This is a genomic window from Streptomyces hypolithicus (assembly GCF_052934925.1).
In genome coordinates, this window is sequence record NZ_JBRFMQ010000002.1 from 103,003 (window position 1) to 119,722 (window position 16,720).

The following is a 16,720-nucleotide window of genomic DNA, read 5'->3' on the forward strand; positions in this document are numbered from 1 at the left end:
TGTGGTCCCGGTGATCCACTTCTCCCGATCGGCCTTCCTGCCATGCCTGTTGCCCTTGCCCGCCCGATCGTCCTGACCAACGCCGAACGTGAGCGGTTGAAGAAGGCGGCCTACGGTCACAAGACCGCGTACCAGGCCCGGCAGCGGGCCGCGATCGTGCTGCACGCGGCCCGCGGGCGCCCCAACGCGCACATTGCCCGCGAGACGGGCCTGCACCTGGACACCGTGCGGACCTGGCGCAACCGCTTCGCCGACGGCCGACTGCCAGCCCTGGCTGACCGCAGGCGCTCGGGGCGCCCGGCCCGTTTCACCCCCGTGCAGGTCGCCGAGGCCAAGGCCCTGGCCTGCCAGCTCCCGGCCGAGACCGGGGTCCCGTTGTCGCGCTGGTCGTGCCCGGAGCTGGCCGCCGAGCTGACCGCGCGCCAGATCACCGACAGCATCTCCGCGTCCACGGTGCGCCGCTGGTTGCGCCAGGACGCGCTCAAGCCCTGGCAGTACCGGTCCTGGATCTTCATTCGCGACCCGGACTTCCGCGCCAAGGCCCAGCGGGTCCTGGACCTCTACGCCCGCACCTTCGAAGGAGAGCCCCTCGGCGCGGACGAGTATGTCGTCTCCAGCGATGAGAAGACCTCGATCCAGGCCCGCTGCCGCTGCCATCCGACCCTGGCCCCGGGCCAGGCCAGGGCAATGCGCGTCAACCACACCTACGGACGCGGCGGCGCCCTGGCCTACCTGGCCGCCTACGACGTCCACCAAGCCCGAGTGCTCGGCCGCTGCGAACCGCGCACTGGCATCGACCCGTTCATGAGCTTGGTCATCCAGGTCATGACACAGGAACCCTACGCCAGCGCCAGGCGTGTCTTCTGGGTCGTCGACAACGGCTCCTCCCACCGAGGCAAGAGGGCCGCCGAACGGCTGACGGCGGCGTTCCCGAACGCCGTCATGGTCCACACCCCCGTGCACGCCTCTTGGTTGAACCAGGTGGAGATCTACTTCTCCGTGGTGCAGCGCAAGGTCGTCTCACCCAACGACTTCCCCGACCTGACCCAGGTCGGGGACCGGCTCCGAGCATTCGAAGACCGCTACAACGCCACGGCACAGCCGTTCCAGTGGAGGTTCACCACCTCCGACCTGGACGATCTGCTGGCCCGACTCGACCGGCACACACCCGCCGACCGACACCAAGAATCCTCCGTCGCCCTGGCAGCCTGATCAACCCCCGAAGGACTTCCGGAACGGACCACTAAGGAGGCACTCGTGGACGCCACCCTGAAGACGGTCATTGGCGGCACCCTGGTGGAGCTGCCCGGCACCATCGCCACGATCCGCGCCACCATGCCCCCCGACCAGGCGGAGGCGTTCGACCGCGAGATCGAGCACGTGCCCGCCGCTGACCTTCCCACCGCCCTCGTGCGCTGGGCCCTGGCCGGCACCGTCGCTGACGAAGAAGACGACGCCCTCTTCGACCGTCTTGCCCGCGGTGAGGACATCGGCGCCGTACCCGCCGACACCGACCGGCCGGAGGTGGCGTGAGCCACTACCGCATCCAATACGCACCCCCCGCAGACCAAGCCCGCAGCGCCATGGAACCGGCGCTGCGGGCTCGTTTCGACATCGCCATGCAGCGCCTGGCGGCGGACCCGTACGCGCAGGGCTCAGCCCCGGCCAAGGCCGACGCGGACCGACGCGAAGCAGTCGTCGCCGGGGTCGTCATCCGCTACTACGTAAGCCCACCCGTCCTGACCGTCACCGTCGTCCGCGTCATCTACATCTGATCCCCGCAGCACCAAAATGCCCCGCCCACTCCAGCTCTCGGAGTGGGCGGGGCACTTTTGCGTTGCGGTAGGACTACATGCCCGCCGCTGCCGACGCGGCGCCACGCTTGTTGTCACTGGTCAGGCGGACCCCTCGTCACCCACGCCGTCCGCAAGGACCACCAGTCGAAGGCCCGTCAGGAGGCGTGGGCATGACCGAGCCTGAATCTCTTGAGCCCACCTCCGGTCTCGACATGGCCCGCCAGGCGCTCGCTCAGGCCCGCGCCACGGCCAAGACCGCACCCGCCGTACGCAAGAAGACCGTCCGGATACGACGAGCGGACCGCAGCAACGGACGCGACCCCGTGGGTCTCGGCGGCGTCCTCGGCCAAATCAATGTCGACCACGAGTGGAAACCTGGCCCTGGGCGGGGGGAGCATCATCGACCGGGCGGCCCTTCGACGCGGGCGACGGGGTGTCGGGGAAGTGGTGACCAATGGTCACCACTTTGTCGTCTGCCTGACGTAAAGAGCTAAGTGCGGCAGCCCGGCGCGGCCCTTGACGTCGCGTGACCGGTGTCGCGCAGCGGCGGCCAACTCTTTACCGCGGTAAAGAATCCCACCCCCTTGGCCCTCCACCGCGTTGCCGCCGGGCACCGGTCTTTACCGCGGTAAAGAACCGAGGGCGCCCGTACGGGTGAAACACCGGGCCCGCCTCCCAGCGTCCGTCCGCCTGTCTGGGAGGATGCACCCGCCCGAAGTACCGGAACCCACGGGAAGCACACGGAGCAAGCACATGGCTTCAAGCGTCTACGTCGTATCCATCGACCCCCAGGCATCAACTGTCTGGTGGGCGAACCGCATCACCAACCTGCCCTTCGACTTCTCCCAGGAGCACGAGACCCCGGAGAACCTGAAGGTCCTTCAGGACACCGGGGCCAAGGTCCACGTCATCGCCAACCAGAAGGGCGGCGTCGGCAAGACCACCCTCACCCTCAATCTGGGGGCAGTCGTGGCCGACGTCCTGGGCGACAACAGCGCAGGCACCGAGCACATCTTCATCGACACCCCCGGCAGCCTCCAGGACGAGAACCTCCTCCTCGAGGCGCTGAAGTACGCGCACGACGTGATCGTGCCGCTGCCCCCCGAAGGTCTCGCCTTCGACCCGACAGCACGCACCATCGAGATGGTCATCAAGCCGACCGGGCTCCCCTACCGCGTCGTCATCAACAACTGGGACCCGCGCGACGGCACAGCAGACCTGGACGACACTAAGGCGTACATCGACGCCCAGGGATGGCCGCGGGCGAAGACCGTCATCCGCCGCTACAAGGTCCACACCCGTGCCTCTGTCGAAGGCAAGGTCGTCACCCAGTACCCGAAGAACCGTGTCGCGATGGAAGCCCGCGAGGACTTCTTCCGCCTCGCCCTGGAGCTCGGGTACGGGGGCGGTTCCTGATGGCTGCGGCAGGACGCCGAACCAGCCTCGCCTCACTGGCCGGCGGGATGGTCGAGACAGTCCCCGGAGCCAGCGACCCGCTCCTCATGCGCATCGCCCTCAGCCAGCTCGCGCCCACTCGGTTCAACCCCCGCCGTAACTTCGGCACCGAAGAGCAGATGCTTGCCTTCGGGCGGGTTCTCCAGAAGAAGCAATTGCAGCCGGCCGTCGTCGTCTCGCGCGCCGGGTACCTGAAGCTGTGGCCCGAAGAGACCAAGCACGTGGGGGACAAGCCGCTCATCATCGTCAACGGTGAGCGCCGCTACCGTGCGTCGTCCGCAGTCGGCCTGGAGCACCTGAACGTCGTCCACGACGAAACACTGACCGCCTCCCGTGCAGTCCTCCTCGACGCGATCCTCTCGGAGAACAACGACCGTGAGAACCTCGACCCGATCGAGCGGGCCCTGGGTATCGAGACGATGGTCGAGCAGATCGGCGGCGCCTCGAAGGTCGCGGAGCACTACGGCAAGACGCAGGGCTGGGTGTCGCAGCAACGCAAGCTGCTGAAGCTGGTGCCCGAGTTGCAGGACCTCGTCAGCTCCGCCGCTATGCCCGTTCGGGTAGCCCGTGACATTGCGGGGCTACCAGCCGGGGAGCAGGTCGCTGCGTGGCAGCGGCAGGCCGCCGATCGGGAAGCGTCCAAGGCGTCACCACAGCGGCGTGTGCAGGTCGGCAAAACGGCGTTGCGCTCGGTTCTCGAAGTGGCCCAGGCCAGTGCTCAGCCGGAGGCCGCGGCGGCGGGAGTCTTTACCGCGGTAAAGACTCCCGCCTCGGAAAGCAGTAGCGGCACGCCCCCGGCCGGGACAGCGACACCAGAGGCGCAGACGCCGGAACGGGAAGCTGACTCTGCGGCGGAACAGGAAGCCGTGCCGGAGTCGATCCCGGACCCGCGCACCGCAGAGACACGCGGTACGCGAACTGCGGCACCCGCACAGATCAAGATGCCGTGGCACGACGGCGAAGCGGTCGCAGTGATCGCGATCCACAAGATGACCCGTGAACAGCTGCTCCGCCTGAAGGAACGGCTGGCCGAGGAAGAGCGCCGGGACGCGGAGCAGGCCAGCGCCACCCAGTCCGCCTGACCGCCCCCGTGAGCCGCCGTGGCCCCGCCCTCCTGCCTGCCAGTGGGGGAGCGGGGCCTAGTACTGCAACCGCATGTGGCGTGACAGGGCGCCGTCTTGGTCGTTGGACTGACTGTGTGATGAATCGCTGACGGTCGCGCAGATCGAGAACTGGTCCGAGGGGATAGCCGATCTTCATGCTCGCTTTGCGGGCCGTTTCGGCAGGTCGGAGCCGCGTGAGCGGGCGCTGGACTACCTGAGTACGTTGCTCGCACCGCTGGAGAAGAAAAACGGGTGGACGCTGGCCGAGCAGGCTGGCCAGCGTCGTCCGGACGGTTTCCAGCGGCTGCTGAACTTTGCCGACTGGGACGAGAATGCCGTCCGTGACGACGTGCGTGACTTCGTCGTCGAGACGATCGGCGCCAAGGATGCGGTGCTGATCGGGGACGACACCGGCTTCCTGAAGAAGGGCGTCAAGTCGGCCGGTGTCCAGCGGCAGTACTCCGGAACGGCCGGCCGCACGGAAAATTGTCAGATCGGCACGTTCCTGGCCTACGCCTCCGTGAAAGGCCGGGCGCTGATCGACCGGGAACTGTATGTCCCCGCCTCCTGGACCGATGACCGCGAGCGGTGCAGGCAGGCCGGGATCGGTGACGAGGTGCCCTTCGCCACGAAGATCGAGCATTTCAAGTGGATGCTGCAACGCGTGATCGACGCCCGTGTCCCCTTCGCCTGGGTCACTGCGGATGAGGCATACGGCCAGGTCAAACACATGCGGGCCTGGCTGGAGGAACGGCACGTCGCCTATGTACTGGCCACCAAGGTCAACGACACCGTGACCACCACCGATGGTGCGGTCGCCGAGGTGCGCGACCTGATCACCGCAGTGCCCCGGCAGAGATGGAAGCGGATCTCCGCCGGAGCGGGCGCGCACGGTCAGCGGTTCTACGACTGGGCCCGGATCGCTGTCCGCCCGCAGTGGCAGGACGGCTTCGGGCACTGGGTCCTGGCCCGCCGCAGCATCAGCGACCCCGCCGAGATCGCCTACTACGTCTGCTACGGCCCCGCCACCTCCCGGCTGAAAGACCTGGTCAGAACCGCTGGCGCACGGTGGCAGGTGGAGGAATGCTTCCAGATCGCCAAGGGCGAATGCGGCCTGGACCACTACCAGGTCCGTCTCTACCGGGCCTGGTACCGGCACATCACCCTCGCGATGGCCGCCCTCGCCTACCTGACCGCCACCCGTGCCGCAGAAGCCACAAAAGGGGCAGCCGAGACGACGAGCAAGACCTCATACCCCTCAGCGTCCCGGAGATCCGCCGGATGATCGGGCACGTCGTCATCACGCCCCGCTGCCACGACAACGAGCACCGTCTCCGCTGGTCACACTTCCGACGCCGCAGCCAGGCCCGAGCCCGCCGCTGCCACTACCAACGCCGAGGCCAAAACCCACACATGCGGTTGCAGTACTAGGCCCCTGTGCTGTTGGTGTGGTCAGAGCGCTTCAGCGAGTTCCTCGACCTGGTCGGCCAGGTGGGGGCCGGGGTGGGGGACACGACGCTGCCGAATGCATCGTCTTCATCGGTCGTCAGCTGCTCCACGATGACGCGTAGAGCGGGGTTGGGTGGTGCGGTGCCGGTCGGCCGCACAGGTGCGCTCCTCGATGCAGCCGGGACGCCCTGACAGGATCGGATCAGGGCCCGTAGCGGCCAGGAAGCCCAGTGCCAGCAAGACGCCGTCCGCCGCATCGGCCGCATCCTCAGCAAGGTCAAAGTTGAGGCTGACGGCGACATCGTCGATGGAGAAGTCGTTGTGGATGCCGAACTCGTCAAGGGCTGAATCCCCGGCGTTGAGCGGGACTTCCCTATTTGGGGAAGTCCCGCGACTTTTCGGGGTGCCACCCTCCGGGAACTCCCTCCCGCGTTCGAAGCACGCCGGGGCTCCTGTGTGTCCAGAGGAGTGATCGGTGCGGTCCGGGATGCGGCATCTTCGGCGCCCGCGCCCAGGCGTACCACCTGTCGGGCGCAGCATTGATCTCAGCGGGCGCAGAGTTCATGTCAGTGGTCCGACTGCGTGATTCCGCCCGCTGCCAAGTCCCCTGCGACAGCTTCCCTCGTTGAGATGAGTGACGATCTGAACGTTCGGAGAGAGGCAAGATGAGCAATAAGAAGGGGCGGAAGCACCGCAGCGTGAACCGGACTCCCCGCCCTGTCGCTCCCGCTGTTCAGCGCAGTGAACGCGTGGTGTCTCGTCTGGGCTGGGTCGACGCTGAACCCAATCTCGATCGAGTCCTGTCGAACTTGGGCTTCAAGAAGGTGCCGCCCCAGCCGTCCATCAGTAGTGCGGCGCGCGATCTGGGGTCCTTCACAGAATCGTTCGAGCCAGCCGGCCCCATCTTCTACAACAAGGCGCGCGACGGCGGGCTTGGCCATCACGCGCAGCGAACCTGGGCCCGGCTGAAGGAGGTCGGTACGCGGGGTGCGACGGTGGAGGACCTCTGCGAGGCGGTCGGCTACCAGGCGCGCACCATCACCAAGCACCTGGAAGGGCTGTCCCACTACGGCTTGGCCGAGCAGCGGGAGGATGGCCGGTGGGCCTCTACGGGGAAGAGCCAGTGGGCTGCGGCGAAGGAACATGACGTTCCCGACCGATGGGCGAAAGACCGCGAGCGGGTCCTCGGGCGGGTGCTCCAGTGAGTCAGCTGCGGACGGTGCAGTAGCGACACGGCTTCTCTGCGGTTTTGCCCCTGCATTGCGCTCTACGCTCTCCCCTGCGGTCTCCCCTACGGTGACTATGGCCCCGGGCTGGTGCGTTTGTGCAGCTCATACCCCTTGTCCGCCCTGGTTCGCGCACCTCGACAACCCTCTTCTCACCCCTGTGTGTCAGTGGAGAGTGGTAGGAGTGGTGATCATCGGGTTCCGGGGCGCCGGGGCGGGCTGCCGCCGGCCTCTGGTGCCGGCCGGGCAGGCACAGGGAGGGCGGGGAGCTGGTGGGTGGGACAAAGGCGCGGACGTGGGTGTTGGCGGCGCTCGGGGTGGTGAAGGTTGCGACGGCTGAGCAGATTCGGCAGTTGACGTGTCCGGGCACTGCCGACGCGCAGACGGTCCGCAACGGTGCGAAGGATCTCGGGGTGGAGGGGCTGGTCGTCTCGCTCGGGTCGGCCACCCGGATCAACGCGAAGGGCAACCGGGTGTCCGAGAAGCTGTGGAACTTGACCCCGGCCGGCCTTGAGGCTGCGAGCGTGGTCCTGGGCCGCGAGGTGAAGGAGATGGGCGGCACGGCGAAGGCGTCGGTGCCCTCGGGTGCTCCGCACGCGCGGAAGGTCACCGACACGATCACCGCGTTCCTCCAGCCGGTCCCGGAGCCGACTCGTCCGGTCGTCCGCAAGAACCAGCCGGCGCCGACGGTCCCGGCGCAGAAGGCTCCGACCCGGCCTGCGGGGATCGGCACGCTCTCCTCGTGGGAGACCGAGGTGGTGCTGCCGGTGAGCGGAACGTTCACGACACCGGTCAAGGGCAGCCCTCGCGCGGACGCTGTCCTGGCCGCTCCGGACGCGGGGCTGCCGGTGCTGTTCGTGGAAGTCGACAATGGCACCGAAGTCCCGCAGATCGTGGCAGGCAAGATCGGCAAGTACCGCAGGTTCTTCCGCCGTACGGTCAAGGACACCAACCAGCGGGACATCCCGATGTGGCGCACTCTCTACGGCGACTCCGACCGCAAGGGCTACCCGCCTGTGGCGATCGTGTTCACCAAGCAGGTCGGGCCCGAGGCGATGATGAACCGCATGAAGGCCGTCCGGGACCTGGCCCCGGAGTGCTGGAAGGGCCACTGGCAGGGCGGGAGCATCTATGGGTCCGATGTGAAGGACGGCTACCGCGACTACGACGGCACCGTCCCCGTCATCGTCACCACCCTCGCCCGCCTGAGTGCGCACGGCCCGCACGGACCCATCTGGTGGCGCTACGGGCATTCCTCGTGGGAGACCCTCGAAGCGGCTCTGGACAACCCGGACGACCACCGCGCCTTCCACGCCCGGGAAGAGGAACGCCGCACCGAACGCCGCGCCCAGGAGCAGCGCGAGGAGCGCGAGCGGGAAGAGGCCAAGCGGCGGCGGAAGGCCGCCGCGTGGGCGTGTCCGACCTGCGGCCGTGACGTCTACCCGAGCGACGGCTGGCAATCCGTACCGCCGGGCAGTGACTGCACCGTGTGCACCTCCGCCAAGGAGCGCGAGCGCCGGGAGGCTGAGGAACGGGCGACTGAGGAGGCGCAGGCGAAGGCGGAAGCGGAGGCATGGCGCAAGGAGAACGGCATCTTCGGCTTCCTCCGCCGCTGACACACCGGAGCTCTGCCGGTCGTGCACACCACCACCCGTTGGACGTGGTGTACCGGACGGGGTGGGGTCCTGGCCGGGCGGGTCAGGACCCCACGGGGCGCGCATCCGTGGGGCGGATTTTCATGCACGCCACGGGGTAACCGAGCTGGCGCCGGTCGGGTCACGCACGCGACGCCGCGTTCACCCAGTGGGCGGTGCCGGTGGTCAGAGCCAGGTGCCTTCCAGGGCGCGGCGGTCGCCGGTGAGCGCGTAGCGGCGTACGGCGAGGATGGTTTCGACGTCGCAGCCGATCTCGTCCGCGTACCGGGCGAGGACCTTGTCGACGGCTTCCTGTTCGGACAGATAGGCCGGGGCGAGTTCGAGCGCGAGCTGTCCCATCCGGCCGCCGGCCGCGGCCATCTCGTCGACCAGACGCCGTACCACCGTCGTGTCAGCGGGCTGCCGTTGGGCGTCAGCGAGTGCCCGCTCCAGAGGGTCGTCGTCAGCGGTGTCACCGGCTGCGGGAAGCGGATCGCGGCGGAGCTCGTCGACGGCCTGGCCCACGATGTCGCGGACCACCGACACCTCAACCGGCCCGGCCCGGGCAACTGTGGCGAGCCGTTCGGTGACGACGGTGATGAGTTCATCGAGCCGGCCGTGTACTTCGCGCAGCGCCCGCTGCGACAACCCCATGTCGACCAGCCCGGCCGTGTGCGTGTCACCCGCGGGTGACACCGGGGCCAGGACACCGGCCGCGCCGATCGCCCGGTCCAGCGCGCCGGCCGACTCAGCGATATCGATCAGCCGGTACGCCTGCGCCCTGCTGATCCCCAGCTCACCCTGCGCGTACGCACCCCACCCGGAGTACCCGAGCGCGACCCACACCCGGGCCCGGTGCGCCGCCCGCACCCGCACGGCCAGCACGACCGCGGCCCGCCGCGCCTCCCCGATCGCCACCCGCAACCGCTCGGTCAGCCGGACCGCATCAGCCCGCCCGACCGGCTCCAGCGCCGCGCCCTGACCCTCTTCATCCCCGGAAGCCACACCTCCATGGTGCGCGCGGCGAGGCCACTAGCTCAAGTTGTGCTCAAGAATGCATCGTTCCTCTACCGCATTCGTCAGGGGCATGATGCTGTTGCCCATGCAGCTGCTCCGAGGGGGACAGCTGCGGTCGGCGGCTCTGACCAAGCCGCCTGGGTGATGTGCAGTCGAACGAACGGGCGGGTGACCGTCGTCACGGGGGATCGGAATTTGCAACTGTCATCAGACAGAAAAGATGAGCATGAAGAGATCCATGTCTGCGGTGTGCCGCCATGGGCGCGTGACGCGGACCTGTCTCTTCTGACCGCGCGTGAACGTGAAGTCCTCGTCGCGCTGGGCGACTGTCTGTCGAACGCTGTCATAGCGGGCCGTTGGCACTTAGCGGAGCGAACGGTCAAGAAGCATGTCACCAGCGTCTTCATCAAGCTGGAGATCTCCTCGCGGGCGGAAGCGGCCGTCATAGCGACATACAGGAAGTGCTCCGCGTGGTGCCCCTCAGGACACTAGCCTCCTCGCCAGGGGCATGGAATCTTCACTGAGTCAACATCAACCACAGGGGAGAACAACTGTGTCTGCGTCAACTCTGGTACGGGAAACCGCAACCGCCGCCGAGCCGGTAGAGGTGAAAGCCGTCAGCGCGTACACGTCCGCGTCGATCGGCGCGTACGTGGCTGCGACCACGGCGCCCGCGCGTGCCATCGCGTCGATCAGAACGAAGGTCGACAAGGGGCTCGTCCGCTACGACGCCTGGTTCCTGATATTCACCGCTGTCATCCTCGGCCTGGGCGCCACCATCTTCGCCGGACTGGTCATCTGGTGTGTGGTGAAGCAGAACAAGAGGTTCACCGGCAACTGGTCCTTCAAGGACTTCGGTCTGAAGGTCAGCGCCGAATGTAAGTAGCTGCCTGACGGCTACGTTTGCAAGGTGCCCAGGAAGCCCCCCGGTAGTACCCGGGCTTCCTGGGCACCGCCCTGGTTGACGGACTCGGTAAAGGATCAACGCAATAGTGTCTCTCCTGAATGTCAACGACGTCAGCTACTCCTATGACGGCATTGTCAACGTCCTGTTGGACGTGTCCTTCACGGTCGAGGAAGGCACAATCGTCGGTCTCGTCGGCCCCAACGGCTCCGGCAAGTCCACGCTGATCAAAAACATCTTCGACCTCGTACGCCTTCAGTCCGGGTCCATCCGGATCGGCGGCCACGAGCACACCCGGCCCGAGGCGAAGCAGCTGGGCATGTACCTGTCCAGCAACGACTACCTGCCCGAATTCCTCACCGCCCGCGAGTACATCTCCATGATGGGCAAACTGTTCGGCCTCGACGCCGACCACGGTGAAGCCCTCGGGCTATTCCGCAAGTTCTCCATGGAGGGCCGCTACGACGACCTCATCGAGGACTACTCGCACGGCATGCGCAAGAAGACGCAGTTGGTGTCCGCGCTCGTCATCCGCCCACCGCTGACCATCATCGACGAGACCCTCAACGGCATCGACCTCGAAGCGCTGCACCTCGCCGAGAAGGAATTCAGGCGGGTCCGCGGCGAGGGCCGCTCGATCCTGCTGTGCACGCACGACTTCGCCGTGCTGGAGCGCCTGGCCGACAGGACCCTCTTCCTCGACCTGGGACACGTGGTGTACGACGAGCCGACGAAGGATCTGGTCGAAGAACACGGATCGCTGGCCGCCATGGTGTTCGACTACCTCGAAACGTCCCAGCGGTGACGGCGGTACGGCTGAAGCACTCCGCCGTCCTGGCCCGGATGCTCCTTGTCTTCTTCCGCCGCCGGGTGCTGCGGGCCGGAGTCCTGAAGTCCGCCCCGGTCAGAGTGTTCGTCACGGTGGCGGCCGTTCTGCTCCTGGGCGTCATGTGCACCGCCTCCTACTTCTTCCTGCGACCCCTGGCCAACGAAGCGGCCGTGTGGCGGCTGCTGTTCGACACCTCGACGGTCTCCCTCCTGCTGTGGGTGCAGATCGCGTTCCTGCTGGTGAAGGTGTTGTTCATCAACGCCGAAGGGATGCTGCAGCTCAGCTACCAGCTGCCGGTCACCAACCGGGAACGCTCGGCGGCGTTCCTCATGTACGAAGCGGCGATGACCGCCACCGTGACCGCCGCCGGCCTCGTCTCCCTCTCCGTCAGCGCGCTGATCCTCCTCGGCCCGTCCGCGACCGGCTACATCACCGCATCAGTCATCCTGCCGGTCGCCTTGACCTACCTGACGTTGTCCGTCCTTTACCAGCTGCTGACCCGGCTGTGGATGCTGATAGGGCTCAGCCGGATGGCGGGCGTCCTCAACGTGCTGGCCCTGTTCGCGGTGCTGGCGTACTACTCCGCGCAGATGACACCGATGATCCAGGACATCTCCGGCGCGTACCTGAGCAAGCGGACCGAGTACACGTGGGTCACGTCGGTGTCCTGGGCCTGGAACGAACACGGGCCCTGGCTGACCCTGGCCGCCGCGGTGGCATTGTCAGCCGTGCTCATGGCCCTGGCCTTCGCGTTCGCCCCGAACCAGCACGTACGCCAGTCCCGCTACCTGAAACTCCCCGGAAGCGTGCGGCTGCGAGGCGTTCTTGGGCCTTACGACTGGTGTCTGCTGCGCAGCGCGCAGACCGTGGCCGCCGCCGCGATGGCGCTGGCCGTGTTCGCCTACCTGCTGCTGGCCAAACCCTCGGTGAACCCCATGTGGGGCCTCGCCGCCCTGTCCTTCGGAGGCCTGTACCAGTTCACCGCCACCCAGCAGCTACGGGCACTGCCCGGCGCGCAGGAACCGGCCTGGCGGGTCTACGCACGGCTCATCAGGGCGCAGCTGGTCCTGCTCGCCGTGTTCGCCGTGCCCGCTCTCGCGATCACGGTTGCGATCTACCCGGACCGGTTCCTCTCCAGCGGGGTGGCGCTGGCGTCCTGCCTGGGAGGAACGGTCATGACCACGTGCATCAGCATCGTGTTCCCGGCAGAGAAGGACAACCCGTTCTCCGTGTTCCTGGGGCTGTCCGTGGTCATCATCGTCATGGGCCTGTCAGTGATCGGGCTGGGCCTGCTCAGTCTCCCGCCCTGGGCGGTGATGGGCTGCCTTGCCGGGGCGGCGGTCGCGTTCGTCTGGTACGCGGTACAAGGAATCCACACAAGCGAGTCGAGGAGAAGGAATGTTCAAGGCACGGTCGGTAGTGACGTCCGCCGTAGGGGCCGCGCTGCTGACGCTGGGCACCGTAGCGGCGACCCTGCTCACCCTCATGTTCTCAACGGGCACTGACGAGATCGTCGAACGGAAAGCGTTCTTCGGGTCGATGATCTTCGAGACGGTGAAGAAAGACGACGGGGCGCTGGGCATCACCACGGGCGTCGACAACCCGGTCCCGCTCATCGTCTTGTTCCTCGTGCTCACCGCCGTCTTGGTGATGATTCAGGCCATTTACCGGGGGTTGAAGCAGCGCCGTGAGCAGCTCCTCAACGCGTCCGGCAGCTGACCTGAGGGTCCGCACCGTCGCCTGGGCCGTGGCCGTCCAGGTGTGGCCCCTGCTGGCGTTCGCCGGTGTCCTCCTGGCCGTGGCTCTGGTCTGGATGGCGCGCTCCGGTGACCCGGTACCCGCCTCTCTGGCGTGGGTGCTGCTGGTCAAACCGGCCGGCTTGGGCCTGGTGGCCTCGTTCGCCCTGCACGAGTCGGCACACGTCCTCGTCCTCAAACGGATCCGCACGGTTACTCACATCGCGATCGAGCGGACAGCGTGGCGCACGTCGGTGATCCCGGAAGGGACCATGACCGCACGGCAGACGGCCGTGGTGGCCCTGGCTGGGCCGTCTGCCTGCGTCGGGGTGGGCGCCCTTCTGTGGCTTTCCGGCCTCGACCGGTACCTGGCCTGGTGGTACCTCGCGCACATTGTGTTCCTCCTGCCGTTCTTCGGCGACGGTCGGGCCCTTTGGCACAGCTTCCGCGCGACATGGAGACAGCCAGCCAAAGACGACAGGAGTTGACGTCAAGTCACCCGGCTCGCCCTTCGCTTGACGTCGGTTCAGCGATCGGCTGCTGTCCCGGTCACCTGACCACTTCTCATGTCCAGTCGTATCCGAGTTCGGCGAGCTGCGCGAGTTGCTGCTCGTTCAGCCGGTCGCGTCGGTTCTTGAGGTTGGAGAGCCAGACGCCGAGCCGCACCGGGGTGCCGTCTTCGAGGTGCTCGGTGTGCCCGCGCGGGACGACGGTGCGGGCTTCGCGTTGGATGTACTGCGCGAGGGCCGCCACGCCCCGCGTGAACGTGTCGGAGCCCTTCGCCGTCCCAGTCTTCGCGTTGGTTCGTGCTGAGGGCTTCTTCGGCCGTACAGCCGGTTTCACACCCAGCTCGCCTAGTCGGCGCTGCTGCTCCGCGTTCAGCCGGCCGAAGTCCCGAACCTGCCTCGCCAGCCAGCGCCCGATGTCATCGCCCCGGTAGGTGACGCCGGGCAGGATCTCCTCCAGTGTCCCGCCGGCTTCCAGGAGGGCGCGCAGGCCGGTGTGGTGGCGCTGCCAGTCGACGGTCCACCCCAGCTGCCCGGGGTTCCAGTCCAAATCGATGGCCGCGAGCTGCTCGGCACGCCGTGCTGCGCGCTCGGGGTCTTTGCCCAGCCCGCCGGGCCGCCTGAGGTTGGTGAGCCACTGCCCGACCGGTTTGTCGAGAGCGGTCGCGTGGCGGGGCGCGGCCAGGGTGCCGGCCTGCGCGTAGTAGGCGCGGGCGGCGGCGAGGTTCTCCTCGAACTGGGCATCGGCGGTGTCCCAGATCATGCCGAGTTCCTCCAGCTCCTCGGCCCGGCTCCCCAGCATGGCTCCGGCCCGGTACGCCCGCCGCTGGTCGGACAGCCACCTGCCCAGCGGGTAGGCGCCCTCCTGGTGCTCGTAGGGCACATCGAGACTGCTCTCCCGGTCGCGGTAGCGGCGAGCGGCGCCGTACCCGCGTGTCCAGTCCTGCCGTTCGGTGTCCAGGATCTGGAACTTGACCCACTTGGCGACCATCACCGGATCCCTGGGGGCGGCAAAGCGGAGCAGCAGCCGTGACTCCTCCTCGCCTTCCTCCGGCTCCTCACCGATGTTTTGCGACGGATCAACCACGCGCTTCTGGTTCTCCTGCGGAATCGCGAGCATTTCAATGGCACGCTCGTCATGCGCGCGAAGCCCTTCAAGGACCTTCACCAAAGGCCGGTACGAGGCAGAGGTGAACATGTCTTCCGGCTGCTCACCTGGGGCCAAAAATACGGGCACGATCAGCGTTGCAACCTTCCCCTGATTGGGCTTCTGCCTGAGCGCCCGACCGATTGCCTGCACGATATCCACAGCCGACCCCTTCGGGTCCAGGAGGGCCACGGAGTCCACCGCCCTAATATCGACGCCTTCACCCAATACACGGCAATTCGAAAGCACCGCGCGCCCGGCCCGGCGGCCGAAGTCTCCGAGCACCTGGCGCCGGTGGTCGGCCTCATGCTCACCGCACAGCCAGTTGGCCCACACGCGCTCCGGGTACCGCTCCGGATCCGACGCGTGCAGACGCTTCGCCACCCTCGGCAGTCCCTTCGCGAACGCGCTGGCCTCTATGGTCCGGTGATGGAAGGTGATGGTGGTCTGCAACCGGTGCTCAGCCATCGTCTCCAGCAGCGCCGCCTGCAACGCGCCCATCCGCTGGCCGCGCACCTCTTCCTCCCGCTTCTGCTCGCCGGCCAGGCGGGCAGGAGTCACCACCGGGTCGGTCAGCTCGACCACCACGATCTGATAGCGCGCCAGCAGACCGCGCGACACCGCCGACGCCAGCGACAGCTCGTAGACCACAGGCCCGTAGATCTCCGGGTCGTCCATGGAGCAGGCCAGCTCATGCGGGAGCGGATCCCGCGCGTTCTCGAAGCCCGACTGCCGTTCCGCCCACGGCGGCCGGGGCGGACGCGGACGCTCTTTCCAGATCCGCGGTGTCGCCGTCATGTAGAGCCGGCGCATAGCGGGGATGACGTCCTGGTCGTGGATCGCCGCCCACGCCTTCCCCAGGGATCCGCTGGTCCGGTGGGCTTCGTCGATGACCACGAGGTCGAAAACGTCCATGGGAAGCCCGTACACACCCTCATGCGCCTCCGCCAGCACAGGCAGAGACGCGTAGGTGGCGTAGACGGTCACCGGCCCGCGGCCGTGCCACAGCGCCAGTTGTGGCGGGCTCGTCGTGGAGCGCACATCGAGATTCCACAGATGCGGGTCATCATCCAGCGAACACACCGCCACCGCCGGACCCGTATGCCCGACAGAACGCCATTCCCGCACCGTCTGCGTCAGCAGATCCAAGGTCGGAAGCAACACCAAGACCCGACCATTACGCGCCAGCCGCAACGCAGAATGCGCGGCAATGAAAGTCTTTCCCGTACCGCACGCAGCCACCACCGTGGCCCGCAGTCCATTACGCGTAATCCGCTTCCCTGGAGGGATATCGAGACCACGCACCACCGCGTCAACCGCCTCGATCTGATGCGGAAACAGACGGATCTCATCGGCATTCGGCATTCCGTACTCCAGAAGTCGCGAGAAGGGGCGATCAGCCCTGGCGGAGGTGGTAATGGTTCGATCGGGATGCTACACAGTGCATCGGATGGCCCCCGATGCAGCTTCGCCATGATGATGCGCGGGGTCTCACTCTAGCGCAACGAGCTACGTTCGTGGCGGTTTTCGGGTAGACTCGTCCGTATGCTGCGCCCCCCGCTGGTGGTGAGTGGGTGTCAGGGTTCGGATGGAGCGAAGCGGAGTTCGAACCCTCCAACTATGGGGGCCGGCACCCTGTTGGGGTGATGGTGTGTCAGCATCTGCGGGTGGCCTGTTCTTCGGGATGCTACACAGGCCCGCAGTGATGCACCCCCTTCCCCTGTAGCCAGCTATTCGCGCGTCGCGCGAATGGGGAATTGGAGCGAAGCGGAGATTCCTTGCTTTTCGTATTGGAGCGAAGCGGAAATACGGAATTCCCGCAGCGCGGGAATTGAAAGGCGCGAAGCGTCTTTCTCGCTGAGCGGAGCGAAGCGTTTCGCTTGCACATCGCGCAGCGATGTGGTACCCGCTCCGCGGG

Annotated in this window: 18 protein-coding genes; 14 read left to right on the forward strand and 4 right to left on the reverse strand. The window is 67.1% G+C overall.

What is annotated here, in order from left to right; genetic code table 11:
- The first annotated feature begins 42 nt into the window (after positions 1-42).
- From ACU6WZ_RS29010 to ACU6WZ_RS29020, 3 genes are read left to right on the forward strand one after another with little or no spacing between them, the layout of a single operon-like run.
- Complete coding sequence (locus ACU6WZ_RS29010) at positions 43-1,212, forward strand: IS630 family transposase (protein ID WP_447034494.1); 1,170 nt, start codon at positions 43-45, stop codon at positions 1,210-1,212.
- Between the two features lie 45 nt (positions 1,213-1,257).
- A complete protein-coding gene (locus ACU6WZ_RS29015) occupies positions 1,258-1,533 on the forward strand; it encodes a hypothetical protein (RefSeq protein ID WP_447034496.1) in 276 nt (91 codons plus the stop codon).
- On the forward strand, positions 1,530-1,775 hold the full coding sequence (locus ACU6WZ_RS29020; protein WP_447034497.1) for a type II toxin-antitoxin system RelE family toxin: 246 nt from the start codon (positions 1,530-1,532) through the stop codon (positions 1,773-1,775). The genes ACU6WZ_RS29015 and ACU6WZ_RS29020 overlap by 4 nt, the downstream gene beginning before the upstream one ends.
- 176 nt (positions 1,776-1,951) lie before the next feature.
- On the opposite strand, the gene ACU6WZ_RS29025 is transcribed toward ACU6WZ_RS29020, so the two are convergent.
- Positions 1,952-2,161 (reverse strand): hypothetical protein, encoded by a 210-nt coding sequence (locus ACU6WZ_RS29025; RefSeq protein ID WP_447034498.1) that lies wholly within the window; start codon positions 2,159-2,161, stop codon positions 1,952-1,954.
- A 388-nt stretch (positions 2,162-2,549) separates the two neighbouring features.
- Between ACU6WZ_RS29025 and ACU6WZ_RS29030 the strand changes: the two genes are divergently transcribed.
- The 5 genes from ACU6WZ_RS29030 to ACU6WZ_RS29050 all read left to right on the forward strand — a co-directional run bounded on the left by ACU6WZ_RS29030 (position 2,550) and on the right by ACU6WZ_RS29050 (position 8,645).
- Positions 2,550-3,212 carry a ParA family protein gene (locus tag ACU6WZ_RS29030; protein WP_447034499.1) on the forward strand — a complete coding sequence of 221 codons (663 nt, stop codon included), beginning with the start codon at positions 2,550-2,552 and terminating at the stop codon, positions 3,210-3,212.
- Complete coding sequence (locus ACU6WZ_RS29035; protein ID WP_447034500.1) at positions 3,212-4,333, forward strand: ParB/RepB/Spo0J family partition protein; 1,122 nt, start codon at positions 3,212-3,214, stop codon at positions 4,331-4,333. The genes ACU6WZ_RS29030 and ACU6WZ_RS29035 overlap by 1 nt, the downstream gene beginning before the upstream one ends.
- A 142-nt stretch (positions 4,334-4,475) precedes the next feature.
- The gene (locus ACU6WZ_RS29040) at positions 4,476-5,639 is read left to right on the forward strand and encodes an IS701 family transposase (RefSeq protein ID WP_447034530.1); all 1,164 of its coding nucleotides are present in this window, start codon (positions 4,476-4,478) and stop codon (positions 5,637-5,639) included.
- 829 nt (positions 5,640-6,468) lie between these two features.
- Complete coding sequence (locus ACU6WZ_RS29045) at positions 6,469-7,008, forward strand: hypothetical protein (protein ID WP_447034501.1); 540 nt, start codon at positions 6,469-6,471, stop codon at positions 7,006-7,008.
- 320 nt (positions 7,009-7,328) lie between these two features.
- Positions 7,329-8,645, forward strand: coding sequence for a replication-relaxation family protein (locus ACU6WZ_RS29050; RefSeq protein ID WP_447034503.1), 1,317 nt, complete (start codon positions 7,329-7,331; stop codon positions 8,643-8,645).
- 204 nt (positions 8,646-8,849) lie between these two features.
- On the opposite strand, the gene ACU6WZ_RS29055 is transcribed toward ACU6WZ_RS29050, so the two are convergent.
- The gene (locus ACU6WZ_RS29055) at positions 8,850-9,668 is read right to left on the reverse strand and encodes a hypothetical protein (protein ID WP_447034505.1); all 819 of its coding nucleotides are present in this window, start codon (positions 9,666-9,668) and stop codon (positions 8,850-8,852) included.
- Between the two features lie 180 nt (positions 9,669-9,848).
- Here ACU6WZ_RS29055 and ACU6WZ_RS29060 point away from each other — a divergent pair, with 180 nt between their 5' ends.
- The 6 genes from ACU6WZ_RS29060 to ACU6WZ_RS29085 all read left to right on the forward strand — a co-directional run bounded on the left by ACU6WZ_RS29060 (position 9,849) and on the right by ACU6WZ_RS29085 (position 13,637).
- Positions 9,849-10,172, forward strand: a complete 324-nt coding sequence (locus tag ACU6WZ_RS29060) for a response regulator transcription factor (RefSeq protein WP_447034507.1) — start codon at positions 9,849-9,851, stop codon at positions 10,170-10,172.
- Positions 10,173-10,233: 61 nt separating this feature from the next.
- Entirely contained in the window at positions 10,234-10,566 is a 333-nt protein-coding gene (locus tag ACU6WZ_RS29065; protein ID WP_447034508.1) for a hypothetical protein, read from the forward strand.
- A gap of 106 nt (positions 10,567-10,672) precedes the next feature.
- On the forward strand, positions 10,673-11,389 hold the full coding sequence (locus ACU6WZ_RS29070) for an ABC transporter ATP-binding protein (protein WP_447034510.1): 717 nt from the start codon (positions 10,673-10,675) through the stop codon (positions 11,387-11,389).
- Positions 11,386-12,918 (forward strand): hypothetical protein, encoded by a 1,533-nt coding sequence (locus ACU6WZ_RS29075; RefSeq protein ID WP_447034512.1) that lies wholly within the window; start codon positions 11,386-11,388, stop codon positions 12,916-12,918. Before ACU6WZ_RS29070 ends, ACU6WZ_RS29075 begins: the two co-directional genes overlap by 4 nt.
- On the forward strand, positions 12,899-13,132 hold the full coding sequence (locus tag ACU6WZ_RS29080; RefSeq protein WP_447034513.1) for a hypothetical protein: 234 nt from the start codon (positions 12,899-12,901) through the stop codon (positions 13,130-13,132). Before ACU6WZ_RS29075 ends, ACU6WZ_RS29080 begins: the two co-directional genes overlap by 20 nt.
- Before the next feature lie 28 nt (positions 13,133-13,160).
- Positions 13,161-13,637, forward strand: a complete 477-nt coding sequence (locus ACU6WZ_RS29085) for a hypothetical protein (RefSeq protein ID WP_447034515.1) — start codon at positions 13,161-13,163, stop codon at positions 13,635-13,637.
- 76 nt (positions 13,638-13,713) lie between these two features.
- On the opposite strand, the gene ACU6WZ_RS29090 is transcribed toward ACU6WZ_RS29085, so the two are convergent.
- Both ACU6WZ_RS29090 and ACU6WZ_RS29095 read right to left on the reverse strand, forming a co-directional pair.
- Positions 13,714-16,167, reverse strand: coding sequence for a helicase associated domain-containing protein (locus ACU6WZ_RS29090; RefSeq protein WP_447034517.1), 2,454 nt, complete (start codon positions 16,165-16,167; stop codon positions 13,714-13,716).
- Between the two features lie 365 nt (positions 16,168-16,532).
- Positions 16,533-16,720, reverse strand: a 188-nt coding sequence (locus ACU6WZ_RS29095) for a hypothetical protein (protein ID WP_447034518.1), incomplete at its 5' end; no start/stop codon positions are given.